The sequence below is a fragment of the Paenibacillus sp. RUD330 genome, from assembly GCF_002243345.2.
Lineage (GTDB): Bacteria > Bacillota > Bacilli > Paenibacillales > Paenibacillaceae > Paenibacillus_O.
This window is the reverse complement of the sequence record NZ_CP022655.2, coordinates 188,711-202,369: the sequence shown is the minus strand read 5'-3', so window position 1 is coordinate 202,369 and position 13,659 is coordinate 188,711. Positions and strand designations below refer to the sequence as shown.

Annotated in this window: 14 protein-coding genes; 4 read left to right on the top strand and 10 right to left on the bottom strand. The window is 62.4% G+C overall.

What is annotated here, in order from left to right:
• Positions 1 to 100: 100 nt before the first annotated feature.
• Positions 101 to 964 (bottom strand): MurR/RpiR family transcriptional regulator, encoded by an 864-nt coding sequence (locus CIC07_RS00930; protein WP_076359560.1) that lies wholly within the window; start codon positions 962 to 964, stop codon positions 101 to 103.
• A gap of 540 nt (positions 965 to 1,504) precedes the next feature.
• Between CIC07_RS00930 and CIC07_RS00925 the strand changes: the two genes are divergently transcribed.
• Entirely contained in the window at positions 1,505 to 2,776 is a 1,272-nt protein-coding gene (locus tag CIC07_RS00925) for a 6-phospho-beta-glucosidase (protein ID WP_234993102.1), read from the top strand.
• 21 nt (positions 2,777 to 2,797) lie between these two features.
• A complete protein-coding gene (locus CIC07_RS00920; RefSeq protein ID WP_076359562.1) occupies positions 2,798 to 3,793 on the top strand; it encodes an N-acetylglucosamine kinase in 996 nt (331 codons plus the stop codon).
• Positions 3,794 to 4,056: 263 nt separating this feature from the next.
• Here the strand turns inward: CIC07_RS00920 and CIC07_RS00915 are convergent, their stop codons facing one another.
• A complete protein-coding gene (locus tag CIC07_RS00915) occupies positions 4,057 to 4,560 on the bottom strand; it encodes a DinB family protein (RefSeq protein ID WP_076359563.1) in 504 nt (167 codons plus the stop codon).
• Between the two features lie 262 nt (positions 4,561 to 4,822).
• The gene (locus CIC07_RS00910) at positions 4,823 to 5,743 is read right to left on the bottom strand and encodes a DMT family transporter (protein WP_076359564.1); all 921 of its coding nucleotides are present in this window, start codon (positions 5,741 to 5,743) and stop codon (positions 4,823 to 4,825) included.
• A gap of 98 nt (positions 5,744 to 5,841) precedes the next feature.
• Between CIC07_RS00910 and CIC07_RS00905 the strand changes: the two genes are divergently transcribed.
• Complete coding sequence (locus tag CIC07_RS00905; protein WP_076359565.1) at positions 5,842 to 6,549, top strand: ArsR/SmtB family transcription factor; 708 nt, start codon at positions 5,842 to 5,844, stop codon at positions 6,547 to 6,549.
• A 277-nt stretch (positions 6,550 to 6,826) separates the two neighbouring features.
• Here the strand turns inward: CIC07_RS00905 and CIC07_RS00900 are convergent, their stop codons facing one another.
• Positions 6,827 to 7,366, bottom strand: a complete 540-nt coding sequence (locus tag CIC07_RS00900) for a DUF2062 domain-containing protein (protein ID WP_076359566.1) — start codon at positions 7,364 to 7,366, stop codon at positions 6,827 to 6,829.
• Positions 7,367 to 7,552: 186 nt separating this feature from the next.
• On the opposite strand from CIC07_RS00900, the gene CIC07_RS00895 reads away from it, so the two are divergent.
• Complete coding sequence (locus tag CIC07_RS00895) at positions 7,553 to 7,807, top strand: hypothetical protein (RefSeq protein ID WP_076359567.1); 255 nt, start codon at positions 7,553 to 7,555, stop codon at positions 7,805 to 7,807.
• Positions 7,808 to 7,933: 126 nt separating this feature from the next.
• Here the strand turns inward: CIC07_RS00895 and CIC07_RS00890 are convergent, their stop codons facing one another.
• The 6 genes from CIC07_RS00890 to CIC07_RS00865 all read right to left on the bottom strand — a co-directional run bounded on the left by CIC07_RS00890 (position 7,934) and on the right by CIC07_RS00865 (position 13,657).
• A complete protein-coding gene (locus CIC07_RS00890; protein ID WP_139334463.1) occupies positions 7,934 to 8,554 on the bottom strand; it encodes a hypothetical protein in 621 nt (206 codons plus the stop codon).
• Positions 8,555 to 8,598: 44 nt separating this feature from the next.
• Entirely contained in the window at positions 8,599 to 9,501 is a 903-nt protein-coding gene (locus CIC07_RS00885; protein WP_076359653.1) for an aldo/keto reductase, read from the bottom strand.
• Between the two features lie 208 nt (positions 9,502 to 9,709).
• Complete coding sequence (gene opp4C, locus CIC07_RS00880) at positions 9,710 to 10,636, bottom strand: oligopeptide ABC transporter permease (protein WP_234993103.1); 927 nt, start codon at positions 10,634 to 10,636, stop codon at positions 9,710 to 9,712.
• The gene (locus CIC07_RS00875) at positions 10,633 to 11,607 is read right to left on the bottom strand and encodes an ABC transporter permease (RefSeq protein WP_076359569.1); all 975 of its coding nucleotides are present in this window, start codon (positions 11,605 to 11,607) and stop codon (positions 10,633 to 10,635) included. The genes opp4C and CIC07_RS00875 overlap by 4 nt, the downstream gene beginning before the upstream one ends.
• 33 nt (positions 11,608 to 11,640) lie before the next feature.
• A complete protein-coding gene (locus CIC07_RS00870; protein ID WP_076359570.1) occupies positions 11,641 to 12,639 on the bottom strand; it encodes an ABC transporter ATP-binding protein in 999 nt (332 codons plus the stop codon).
• Positions 12,632 to 13,657, bottom strand: coding sequence for an ABC transporter ATP-binding protein (locus CIC07_RS00865; RefSeq protein WP_076359571.1), 1,026 nt, complete (start codon positions 13,655 to 13,657; stop codon positions 12,632 to 12,634). Before CIC07_RS00865 ends, CIC07_RS00870 begins: the two co-directional genes overlap by 8 nt.
• Positions 13,658 to 13,659: the final 2 nt, after the last annotated feature.

Genomic DNA, 13,659 nt, shown 5'->3' with positions numbered 1-13,659 from the left:
TTAACATAAATTCCGGCTTTCCGCATCCCACAAAAACAGGGCATCCGGGACTTCATGCCCGAATGCCCTGTTTATGGAAGGTCGGAATGCATAATCCCCGCTATCTCCTGCGTTTGCTGGCGATGATGTTGTGGCTCCGGGAGAGGTAATGCTTCACCTGCTGGTAGTCCGCGCTCGCCACACCGGCGAAAAGCATGTCGATGACGGTCAGCATGGCGATCCGGGAGCCCATCGCTCCGCTGCGGATGGTGATCTCCGGCGTGGAGATGCTGAGCAGCAGGTCGGCTTTCTCGGACAGCTCGCTCTTGCCGTACTTGGTGATGGCGATCGTCAGCGCGCCGCTCTTGCAGGCGATGTCGAGGGAGTCCAGAATCTCCTCGGTATTGCCCGAGTTCGAGATGAAGATCGCCACGTCGCCCTCGCGCAGCAGCGTCGCGGCCGTCAGCTGGCTGTGGCCGTCCAGATAGGCGTGGCAGTTCTTGTTGATGCGCGTGAACTTCTGCTCCGCATCCTCGCATACGAGCCCCGATGCGCCGATGCCGAACAGGAACATGCGGCTGCAGGTGCGCAGCTCCTGGACCGCGCGCGCCACGGCATCCCGGTCGAGCAGGCTGAGCGTGTCCTCGATCGACATCATGTTGTTGCGGCCGATATTGGAGATGATCGTCTGCAGGTCGTCTCCCGGCTGGATGTCGGTATACTGCTCCTCGCCGGTCTCTTCCTTGTAGCCGAGCGCGGCCGATATGCTCACGATGAAGCTGCGGTAGCCGCTGAACCCCATTGTCTTGCAAAAGCGCAGGACGGACGCGTCGCTGGTGCGGCTTCCCTGAGCAAGGTTCTTGATGGACAGATGCGGAATCTCGTCCTTGTTCTCCAAAATATACTCTGCTACCATGCGCTCGACAGGAGTCAAGCTGTCTTTCCGCTCACGGATTTTGATGAGAACGCTGTCGTTGATTGCCATAGGCCGCCTCCTGCCGTTTCCGGGTGAAATAAGATGTATGAAGTGCGCAGCATTCTTTTTATTCTCTACTTGAAAGCGGCCCTTTGCCGTCGCCGCTCGAGAGGACGATCCGTATTGCTCGGCTGCCGCTTGGCTGGCGATGAAATCCGCTTGTTCAGCGCCATTATCGTATACGCTCCCGGTGCGAAAAACAAGGGTTGTCCGAGCAAAACGGCTTGAATCTCTCTTCGGGCCGCTGAAGGCTCGCGCGGAATAGAGAAGTCTCGATCCATGATGGCGATATAGAGGAATCCAGCTGTCGTCATCCAGATACTAAAATTTTATTTTAATTATTTATATACCATTCGAATAAAAATTTCAATTTTTCATTCCCGTACCGGAAAACCTGTGCTAGAATAGCCCACATAGCGGAAAGGCCCCTGCAAAACGGCTTCGCCCGCTTGGCGGCGGAGATCGATATCCGCTCGCGCGGACAAACGGCAAGCCGCATTTCTCAGCGTCCGGTTGGACCAGCAAAGGCTAAAGGAGATGGAATACGGGATGAAAATCGCCATTATCGGAGCCGGCAGCACGTACACGCCCGAACTGATCGAGGGCATCATCAAGCGCAAGGACGGGCTGCCGCTCAGCGAGCTCGCGCTGATGGACATCGACGAGCGGAAGCTCGGCATCGTCGGGGGACTCAGCGGGCGCATGATCGAAGCGGCCGGCATGGATTGCCGCGTCGCGCTCACTCAGGATCTGGACGAAGCGCTGCGCGGAGCGGACTTCGTGCTCGGCCAGATCCGCGTCGGCAAGCTGCCGGCCCGCGTGCTGGATGAGCGCATACCGCTGAAGCACGGCATGATCGGCCAGGAAACCTGCGGCATCGGCGGCTTCTTCAAGGCGATGCGCACGATTCCGGTCCTGCTCGACATCGCCAGACGCATGGAGCAGCTGTGCCCGGATGCTTGGCTGATCAACTTCTCCAACCCCGCCGGCATCCTGACCGAAGCCATCCTTACCCATACGAAGGTGAAGATGCTCGGCCTCTGCAACGTTCCCTACAATATGTTCAAGAGCATCCGCGCTTCGATGGAGCTGCCCGACGCAAGCCTTACTTATGTGGGCCTTAACCATCTGAGCTGGATCACGGCCATCGAGCACGACGGCAAGGACTACCTGCAGGAAGCGCTGGACGTGGGCCTCAACAGCGAGACGATGAAGAACATCCCTTCCAGCGGCTTCAGCAAGGAGCTCGTGCAGCTCGTCGGCGCCATCCCTTCTTCTTATCTGGAATACTACTATTTCAAAAACAAGAAGCTGAAGCTTCTCATGGAAAGCCAGCAATCGCGCGGGGAGCGCTGCATGGAGATCGAGGAGGACCTGCTCGGCATGTATGCCGACGCCAAGCTCCATACGAAGCCGGAGCTGCTGGCTTCCCGCGGCGGGGCGAACTACTCCGAGGTGGCGATCAGCCTCGTCGACGCCATCTGGAACGACAAGCAGGAGATCCATGTGGTCAATCTGCTGAACAACGGCGCTCTAGGCTTCATGGAAGACGGCGACGCGGTGGAAATATCGGCTGTCATCGGCAAGGACGGAGCGAAGCCGGTTGCTCTGCCGGAGCTCGACAACGCCCATATCCGCGATTACATGGTGATGATCAAGGCCTACGAGCGCGAGACGGTCGCTGCCGCCGTGTCCGGCAGCGAGGAAGCGGCCATGCGCGCCCTCATGATGAACCCGCTCGTCGGCGATTACAACGCGGCCCGCGCCTGCTTCGACGAGCTGAAGGAAGCTCACCGGGAATATCTCCCGCAGTTCGCGTAAGGCGCCGAGGAGGACCATCACATGAAAAACGCATTCGTCATCGGCGTTGACGGCGGCAACAGCAAGACCGATTATTATTTGTTCGATCTGGACGGCAGGAAGATCGACTCCATCCGCTCCGGCACATGCAGCCACGAGCAGTTCAAGGACGGCTACATCAGCGCCAAGCGGGTCATGGGAGAGCAGCTCGGCCTGCTCCTCTCCCGCAACGGACTGCGCGCCGAGGATGCCGCGGCAGCCGCCTTCGGCCTGGCCGGAGCGGATATCGCCTCCCAGAAGGCCAGCCTGAACCGGATCATCGGGGAGCTCGGCTTCGCCCGCTTCGCGATGGACAACGACAGCTTCCTCGGAGTGAAGGCCGGCAGCGAATCCGGCAGCGGCGTCTGCTCCATCAACGGGTCGGGCGCCTGCACCGGCGGCATCTCGCCTTCCGGCCGGCGGCTGCAGATCGGCGGCGTCGGCAGCGAGCTGTCCGGCGACGAGGCCGGCGGCTACTACTTGGCGCGGCGCGCGCTGCGCATCGTCTACGACGCCTTCTTCCGGCTCGGCCAGCCGACCGCCATGACCGAGCCGGTCATGAGGCTGCTCGGCCTGGACGGCAAGGAACCGTACATCGAGCGCGTCGTCGAGGCGGCGACGTCCCGCTCCCTGCCTTACACGGAGCTGGTCACCGTGCTGCTCGAGGCCGCCGCGGCGGGAGACGAGGCGGCGTTCGCGGCGGTCGATCATTCCGCCCGCCAGATGGCCCTGTCCGCTGCAGGCTGCATCCGCGGGCTCGACTTCGGAGAGGAGCCGGTCGATATCGTCATGGCCGGCTCCGTCTGGGTCAAGGCGTCCTCTCCCATCATGCGGGACCGGTTCAGGCATCATGTCGGAAGCCTGTCCGGGCAGGAGTGCCGCTATGTCCTGCTCGAGGCTCCGCCTGCTGCCGGCGCCGTCCTCTGGGCGCTGGAACTGGCGCTCGGCAAGCCTGCGGAGAAGACGGTCCGGGAGCGGGTATTGAGCTCCGTGCAGTAGCGGGGGGTCCGCCCGGCTGCGGCACTACGCGCTCGTTGCCTCTGCCTGCTCACAGCGGTGCATAGATTTGTCCGATTCGTCAAACCGATAAAAAAGAGGCCATCCAGAAATTCCTGGACGGCCTCTTTTTAGGAGCACAAGCCGAATATGCGAAGCGGGCTGCGTCGCAGGGACGTTTTTTCGCATGTTATAAAACCGGCAAATAAGAACGGAATTGAAAGCGGCAAATCCGGGACAGCCGATGCCGGCATGCTGCGGCTGCTCTAGCCGCTTTGCCTCACCGGACGGGCTGAAGCCGCGAGCTCGATCTGCTTCTGGTGATGGCGGTCATGGTCGACGAATTCTCCCAGAACGTAGAGCAGAGAGTAAGGGCTGCCCGTATGCGGGCAGTGGGAGGCGCCGTTGACGGATACGGCCCGGAGCATCTCTCCTTCTCCGACGGAGCGCAGCAGGGCGCACAGCTCCATGCGCGTGTCGGCGAATTCCGCGAGCAGCTGTTCCTGCTTCACCCCGGACTCGGCATACTCGTAGGCTGACGAGTTGAACGCGTTGAACTCGGGAAAGATGATCGCCTCCCCCTTCAAGACCGTCGGCACCGTATAAATGATCAGATAACGGTCCCAGTTAAGCAAATGAGAGACAATCCCTGCAATCGTGGCCTTGCCCTCCGCAATCGGGCGATTCCAAGCCTGCTCGGCGACGTCAAGGCTGCGTGCCCATTTTGAAGCCGATTCGAATTCGTCTAGAACAGTTGAAATGTCGTTCATGAAGCAAAACTCCTTTAACCCGCAAACTTTATGTATGCCTTTATTCTAACACAGGAACATACGTTTGCCTAATTCTCGAGCGGCTTGAATGGAAAAATCCCCGGCACGGACCTGCCGTGCCAGGGAGAAACGGAAGCGCGCAAGCCGCGCGGATGCCGAAATCCGCCGGGCTGCCCCGGTTCTATGATGAAGCCCGCGTCCATCAGAGAGTCTACAACTCCCCATCGCCAATGTCAACACTATTCCTATGTACTTTGTCGGATTAAAGGTTGTTCCCTTTTTCAGCTGCAAGAGAGGCTCCTTCGCCCGCCCCAGCGGCGGATCGCTGTCGGAGTCCGCTTCGGTTCGCCAGGAAGATGCCGGCTAGAATGCATGCGCCTCCTGCATACAGCGCAGGCTGGATGGCTTCTCCCAGGATGAAGCGGCCGGACAGGACGCCGAAGAGCGGCGCGAGGAACAGGAACGAGCTCGTCTTGCCGGGATCGGGACTGCGGCTCAGCACATAGTACCACGCGGCGAACTGGACGATCGATCCCATGAAGACCAGGTAGAGCAGCACGACGATTGAAGCCGGGTTCAGATTCAGCCGGACCGGCTCGGCGAGCAGGCTGAGCGCAAGCAGCAGAACGCCGCCGAACAGCATCTGCCCCGCTGTCAGCACCCAGCTGTTGAATTCCGTTCCCCAAGCTTTGGCGAGCAGCGTGGCGGCCGCCCAGAACAGCGCCGCTCCGAGGCCCAGCCACGTCCCTTCGGCGGCATGCATGCGGAAGCCGCCCAGCGCGATGAACACGCCTGCGGCTCCGGTCAGCACTCCGAGCCATTGGGCGAGCCTGTATTTCCTCCCGAGCAATGCCGAGCCGAGCACGACGACGAGCAGCGGGTTGACGAAGGTCAGGATCGAGGTCTCCCCGGAAGGAATCGTCCGCATGCTGAGGAAGATGCAGCCCATGACCCCCGTCGTCTGGAACAGGCCGACCGCCGCAAGCTTGGCCCAGCCGGACAGCTTGCGGGGCAGCGGCATCCGCCGCACGAACGGCGCCATCAGCAGGCCTGCCAGGGTGAAGCGCATGCCGGCAAGCAGCAGAGGCGACGCGTAGTCCAGGCCGATCCTGCCGACCGAGAACGAGGAGCCCATGAGGAAGGTGGCGAGGACGACAAGCGCCCCGTACAGATAACGATTCATTGCCGTTTGCTCCTTTATGTTCCGGATGCCTTCATGGTAGCATGGGATGAATTCGTCCGTCGTCGAACGATGCATGCAAAAGGAGAGAGGAACAGAACATGGACAGCAAACGGCTTCCCGACATGATTGCGATCGCCGCTCTGATCGGAGACGCTTCCCGCATGGCGATGCTGATGAGCCTGATCGGAGGAAAATCGCTGCCCGCCGGAGAGCTCGCCCAGGCGGCGCGCGTATCGAAGGCGACGGCCAGCTCGCATCTGGCCAAGCTCGTGGAGGGCGGGCTGCTGCGGCAGGAAGCCGCCGGACGCCATCGTTATTACCGGCTTGCCGGACCGGAGGTCGGCCAGGCGCTGGAGGCCATGCTTGTCATCGCGCCGGCCAAGGCCGTGAAGTCGCTGCGCGAATCGGACGAGCAGAGGCATATGCGCCATGCCCGCACCTGCTACGATCATCTCGCCGGCAAGGTAGGGGTCGCGCTGACCGACCGTCTGCTCGCCCTCGGCTTCCTCTCCGATTGCGGTCCGGATTACGCGCTCGCCGAAGCGGGCCGGGAGAAGCTGCTGGAGCTTGGAGTCGCAGTCGACGCCCCCTCAGGCCAGCGCCGCCATTATGCCCGGAAATGCCTGGATTGGAGCGAAAGGCGCCATCACTTGGCGGGAAGCCTCGGCGCCGCCATCGCTTCGAGGCTGCTCGAGCTGGAATGGCTGGAGCGCATACCGGGAGGCCGCGCGGTTCGGGTGACCGAGGCAGGCAGACGCGGGCTTGCGGAGAGCCTCGGGTTGGAGGAGCTTGCGCAGCAGCCATAGCGGACGCCTTGCGAATGCCTTGCTCAACAGCCATTGCGGGCGCCTTGCGAGTGCCTTGCTCAACAGCCATTGCGGGCGCCTTGCGAGTGCTTGCGAGCGCCTATGCGAGATCTTTCGGATGCCATTTCGAGAGCCTTGCGGGTTTCTTTTCGAGTGCTTTTTCGAATGCCTTTGAGTACCTTATGAGTGCCTTGACACGAACACGCAGAAAATCCTTCCCGCTTTTTCCGACTCAAAAAGACGGCGCCGTCCGGGGCGCCGTCCTTCCTTTTTGAAGTTATATTCCGGCCGCCACGGCTCTCGCACCTGCGATGCGGGCCCGCACATGCCTCAGCATGGAAAGACGGTACCGGGTCCAGACAATTCGGAGCAGGCCGTACATCGCCGCGGAAACGAAGATGCTGTTGAGCATCGATCCGATCAGGAAATCAACGCCGATGCCGCTCAGCGCTCCTAGGCTGTCGGCCGTCTCCTCGTAGCTGATGTCCGCGGCGGGCTCGGAGAGAAGCTCGTCCAATTCAGGCTCGGCCGGGCGGGCGAACAGCTCTCTGGCCAGCTGTCCAGTAAGGTAGTTGGCGTAGAAGAGAAACGGCCACAGGAAGGTCCCGACGGAAGCCGCGAACAGCCCGGACACGGCATTGCCGCGGAACAGGCGAATCAAGCCGAGCGACAGCGGAAGCCCGATGCCGAAGGTCGGATACCAGCACGGAAGGAAGCCGAGAACGGCTCCAAGCGAGATCCGGTGGGAGCCTTGACGCTGCCGAAGCAAGCGAATGCCGTGATAGGCTGCATTTCGTTTCCAGCGACGGAGCCGCATCCAAATCCCTCCCGGGTCGGCCGCTATTCAGGGCGAAAGATTAATTCAGGCACAAAAAAAGAGTCCCGAATTTTTCCAAGACCTTATTCAACATCATAACAGAGCCCGCCGAAACAGTCTATATTTTGAGGGCTCAGCATGTCACCATTTCCTCCGTACCCAATCTAATCTACGGAGGCCATGCTAATGATTCCAATCCGCTTCGAGCCATTCCGCTCCGCCCCGCTCATTCGGGAAGCGATCGCCTGGACGCTCCTTCGCCAAAGGGCATTGTCCGAGGTCTACCTGACAACGCTGCCTTCCGGGGAAACTCGAATCGTCAAGTGGGGAGGCAAGGAAATGGCCGCCGAGCATGCCGTCTACCGCGACCTGGTTGCTCCGCTTCGTCCCCAAGCCCCCGCATCTTCGGCTCGTTCGAAACCGGCGACAGCGCCACGATAGTCATGGAGGACGTGGGCAAAGGCAATCTGGAGCTTGATCCCGCCCCCGCTGCGTTCCTCGAAGCCGCCAGGGAGCTGGCTCGGATCAGGCGCGCCGCAACCGCGAATCTTACGCGCGCCGCTTATCTCAAGCCGGATCACGGTCCCGGAAATGAAGCCGAAGAACGGCAGGAGCATGGTCCTGTCCCATCTCCTCCCACTCCGGCAATCCCATTCCGGAAGCCGCCGCCGACCACCCGAAGGCACCGGCCAACGCCGCCAATGTATCCTCGGCGACAGCCTCTTCCCTCTCCCAGATCTCCGCCAGCCCCGGCTTGTCGGGACCCTCTTGCTGGAGCGGAAGCCATTTGGACAGCTGCCCCTTCCTCTGGCGCCGCTGCCCCGTCATCCCGTTGTAGAGCTCCGGGTCGCTGATGAACAAGTCCGCTGCCCGCCCCTGCTCGAAGAGCCTCATCCGCAGCAGCTTGCCGTCCAGTACGGCATTGCTCACGGCGTATGTGCCGGCTCTTAGCGACAGCTGCGCCGTCATGCCGTCAAGCTCGTCCCAATCGCCAGCCTCGATTCCCTCGTCGTAGATCGTCAGCCACTTGCCGTTCCGATCCCAGGCTACGTGAATCGTGCGGCCGGCAGGGACCTCGCTGCGCTCGCAGTTCCTTCCGTCCATGATGGCGTCCAACGCCTCCTCGAGCTCGGCCAACGTCATGGCACGGGGTATCTCGAGCTTGATATTGCTGAACAAAGACCCCATTTCCTCATTCCTCTCCGAATCCTTCCGCTCATGCCGCGCCAATGCTACCGATGCCGGGCGTAGACATTCGCCTTGCTCAGCCCGCGTATGATTCCGGCTTCCTCCTCCGTCAGCTCCGGCACCTCGGAAGCGGCGATATTCTGCAGCAGCTGCTCCCGCGAGCTCGCGCCCGGAATGGCGGCGGCGACTGCAGGGTGGCTCAGCGAGTAGCGGATCGCCAGCTGGGTCAAGCCCCGCTGCGGCGCCGCCAGCCGTTCCAGCCCGCTCCGCAGCTCGCCAAGCTCCTCCAGGCTGTAATCCGCCAGCCCCTTGGCCGGCTGGCGGCCTGCGGCAAGCGCTCCGCTCGCGAGCGGACCGCGCGCGATGACGGAGATGCCTCGCTGCTCCAGAAGGGGCAGAACCTCTTCCTCGGCACGGCGGTCGACGATGCTGTACGGGTTCATCACACTGGCCATCGAGGAGCGTGCGGCATACTCCCGGATGACGTTGGGCCGGATCGAGGAAATGCCGTATTCCCGAATGACTCCCTCGCGCTTCAGCTGCTCGAACGCTTCGATCGTCTCGCCGATCGGATCGCCGATCGTCCCTCCGTGCAGCTGGTACAGATCGATATAGTCCGTGCCGAGCCTTCGCAGGCTGTCCTTCACGGCGGACAGGATATAGGCTTTGGACGGATCCCACGTCCAGCCCTCCTGTCCGGGGTAACGCCGGTTGCCGACCTTCGTGGCGACAATGACGCGGTCCCGGCGTCCTTTGATCGCCAGGCCGACCAGTTCCTCATTGCGCCCGGCATCGTACAGATCCGACGTGTCCAGCAGGTTGACGCCGAGCTCCAGCGCTTCATGGACGAGCGCGACCGCCTTGCCCTCCTCCGTGCCGAGCGACATGCAGCCGAGGCCGATTTCGCCGACGAGCAGACCGGATGAACCGATTCGGTTTTTCTTCATGTCCGTTTCCTCTCCCTTCACGCGCCTCAATAGGCCTCCAGCATACCATTCCAGCTCCAGCGCCGCACGCCTCCGCCATTCCCTCTGCATGAGCAAGGGCCAATAAGCTTCATTTTATGAAAAGATTCCGGTCTTGTCATCCTCGGTCCCATCCCGCCGCCGAACGGCTTCATGCAAAAAAGCATCCCTGGAGCGGGATGCCTTCATGCTATCGGTGGTTCTTCGGATCGAGCGCATCGCGCAGCGCGTCCCCGACAAAGTTGACGGCCAGCACCGCGAGGATGATCATAAGGCCCGGAGGGACCCACATCCACGGCTGGCTGGTCAGGACGGTGAGCGACTGGGCGCTTGCCAGCATATTGCCCCAGCTGGAGTCCGGCGGCTGGACGCCGAGCCCGAGGAAGCTGAGCGCCGCCTCGTCCAGAATGGCGCCGGCTACGCCGGAGGTAGAATAGATGAGGATCGGAGCGACTGTATTCGGCAGAATATGCCGCAGCAGGATGCGCGGGCGGCGGTAGCCGAGCGCGATGGCCGCCCGCGCGTAGTCCGTCTGCTTGATCGCCAGCACATTGCCTCTCACAAGCCTCGCCACCCCGGGCCATCCCAGGAAGCCGAGGATGAGGATGATGTTGGCGAGGCCCGGACCGACGATGCTGGCGACGACGAGGATGAGCATGATATACGGGAAGGCCATGAAGATGTCGGTCAGCCTCATGATGAAGCCGTCCACCCATTTGCCGAAATACCCCGATATGAGCCCCAGCGCCGTACCGATGACGGCCGAGATCGCCATCGCCCCGATGCCGACGGCGAGCGATACCCTCGCCGCATAGATCATGCGGCTCAGCTGGTCCCGCCCGATCGCATCGGTGCCGAGCGGATGCTTCCAGGACGGCGCTGCGCCGAACGCATCGGTCACAGCGGCCGGATCATACGGGGCGATGAGCGGCGCCAGGATGGCGCACAGCGCCATGAAGCCGATGACGAAGGCACCGGCCACGCCAAGCTTGTGCCGCTTGAAGCGGCGGATGAACATGCCGCGGGAGCCCGCTACGCCCTCATCTCCCCGCAGGTCGAGGCCCGCGTCGGCCGGGGGCATGGACGGCCTTCCGAAATACCGTTTGAGTGGATTCATGGCCCGTTATCCCCCTGATAGCTGTTGTTGATGCGAGGGTCGACAAGGGCGTACACGACGTCCGTAGCCAGATTGGCGGCGACGACGACGACCGCTGCGACCAGGTTGAGCCCCATCAGGGTGGAATAATCGCGGCTCATGATGGAGGACAGCGTCAGCTGTCCGATGCCGGGCCACGAGAAGATCTGCTCGATGACGACCGCGCCGCCGAACAGGAGCGGAATCTCCATGCCGACGACGGTCACGATCGGAATCAGGGCGTTTCTCATCGCATGGCGGTTGACGACCAGGAATTCCCGGAGCCCTTTTGCCCGCGCGGTCCGCAAATAATCCTGTCCCAGAATCTCCAGCATGCTGGAGCGCACATAGCGGATATTCCGCCCCGCGACATTGGCGGTGAGGACGAGAACCGGAAGAATGAGGTGCAGCAGCACGTCGCCGGCTCCCCCTTCTCCTCCAAGCACGGTCATGCCTCCGGAAGGCAGCAGCTTCAGCTGAATCGCGAACACATAGATAAGTCCGAGGCCAAGGAAGAAGTTCGGCACCGAAATGCCGAGAAAGGAACCGGTCGAAGCCAGGTAATCCAGCCTGGAATACTGCTTCGTCGCGCTCAGCACGCCAAGCGGAATGGCGGCGGCCAGTCCCAGGACGAGGGCGGTGCCCATCAGCAGCACCGTCGGCCCCAGCCGGTCCATGATCATATGCCCGACCGGCTCGTAGGTGATCAGGGAGTAGCCGAGATCGCCGTGAAGGACCAGATTTTTGAGCCATTGCCAATACTGGATATAAGCCGGATCGTTGAGCCCGAGCTCGATCCGCTTGGCTTCGAGGGCCGCGGCGGGAAGCTTGGGGCTGACGAGCATGTCGACGGGATTGCCCGGCGCCATCCTCATGATGATGAAGTTGATGACCGTCACGCCGAGCAGCACCGGCAGCGCAGTCAGAATGCGCCGCAGCACATAGTTAACCATTCCAAGCACCTCGAATCATAAGCGGTGAGTCCTTCAATCGACCACATCGGAGAAGAAGCAGGCCGCAGCGCGTCCGCCCTCTCCGATCAGCCTCGGTTCTTCCTCCCGGCATACCGCCTGGGCAAGCGGACAGCGCGTATGGAAGCGGCAGCCGCGCGGCGGATCGACGGGACTCGGCACGTCGCCCTGCAGCTCGATCCTCTCCCTGCCGCGGCGGCGCGGATCGGCGATGGGATAGGCGTCCAGCAGCGCCCTCGTATAGGGATGCTTGGGACGGCGGAACAGCTCCTGGGACGGGCCGATCTCGACGATCTTCCCCAGGTACATGACGGCGATCCGGTCGCTGGCATAACGGACAGCGCCGAGGCCGTGGGCAATGAACAGATAGGTCAGGTCGAACTCCCGCTGCAGCTCCTTGAACAGGTTCAGCACTTGCGCCTGGATGGAGACGTCCAGCGCCGAGACGGGCTCGTCGCAGACGATCAGCTTCGGTCTCAGCGCCAGCGCCCGGGCGATGCCGATCCGCTGCCGCTGGCCTCCGGAGAACTCATGGGGATAACGGCTCCCGCTGCTCCTCGGCAGCCCCACCGCTTCCAGCAGCCGGCCCACCTCGGCGGACCGGTCCTTGTCCGGCACGATCCGGTGCACCTTGAGCGGCTCCGCGAGCAGATCGCCGACCGTCATGCGCGGATTCAAGGACGAATAAGGATCCTGGAAGACGATCTGCAGCTCGGTCCGCAGCGGGATCATCTCGGCATAAGAGCTGGCCGCGACATCCTTGCCCCCGAACAGGATGCGTCCTTCCGTCGGCCGCTCCAGTCCGACGATCGTGCGGCCCAGCGTCGACTTGCCGCAGCCCGATTCCCCGACCAGCCCGAGCGTCTCTCCCGCCGATAGGGACAGATCCACCCCGTCGACGGCCTGAACGCTGTTCACGACGCGGTTCAGCAGACCTTTGCGGATCGGGTAATATTTCTTCAGCCCCTGCAGCTCCAGAAGCGGAGGGGATGGAGGAGCCTGCTTGTTATCCATGACGCTCCCTCCTCCATTTCATCCCGGCTTCATCTCCATACCAGCAGCGCGCCGAGTGGCCGTCCTCCACAGCCAGCAGCGGAGGAGCATGATCGAGGCAGTTCTCCCTCGCGAGCGGACAGCGGTCATGGAACCGGCAGCCCTTGACCTGCTCGTACCTGGACGGCACGGTGCCCGGAATCGGGACGAGCCGGGAATCCCCGTCGGCCTCCAGCCGGGCGATGGAGCCAAGCAGCCCTTGCGTGTAGGGATGCTGCGGGCTCTCGAACAGCGTGAACACATCCGTATCCTCGACGACCTGGCCGGCGTACATGACCGCGACCCGGTCGGCCATCTCGGCCACGACGCCCAGATCATGGGTGATCAGGATGACGGCTGTGCCCGTCTCCGCGCACAGCTCCTTCACCAGCCTCATGATCTGCGCCTGCACGGTGACATCGAGCGCCGTCGTCGGCTCGTCCGCGATCAGCACCTCCGGCTTGCAGGCGAGCGCCATCGCGATCATGACCCGCTGCCGCATGCCCCCGGAGAGGGCGAACGGATACTCGTCCATGATCCGCTCCGGCTGCGGCAGCTTCACCTTCCGCAGCATTTCCACCGCATAAGCGCGAGCCTTGCGCTTGTCCGGCAGGAGATGCAGCCGGATCGCCTCGGTCAGCTGGTAGCCGACCGTGAAGACCGGATTGAGCGAGGTCATCGGCTCCTGGAAGATCATCGAGATCCGGTTGCCCCGGATGCGCTCCAGCTCCTTGTCGCCGCAGGCGAGCAGGTCGGCGTCGCCGAGCCGGATCTGTCCGCTTTCGACACGGCCGCTCTTCCCGAGCAGCCTCATGATGGATAGGGCCGTCACGCTTTTGCCGCTGCCGGACTCTCCGACGATCGCCAGCGTCTCTCCCGCGTCCAGCCCGAAGCTGACGTCGTCGACGCTGACGACGGCGCCGTGGTCGGCGTCAAATACCGTACGGAGATGGCTGACCGTCAGGACCCGGTCCTTCTCCGTATCCGCCCTGCTTGGCATGC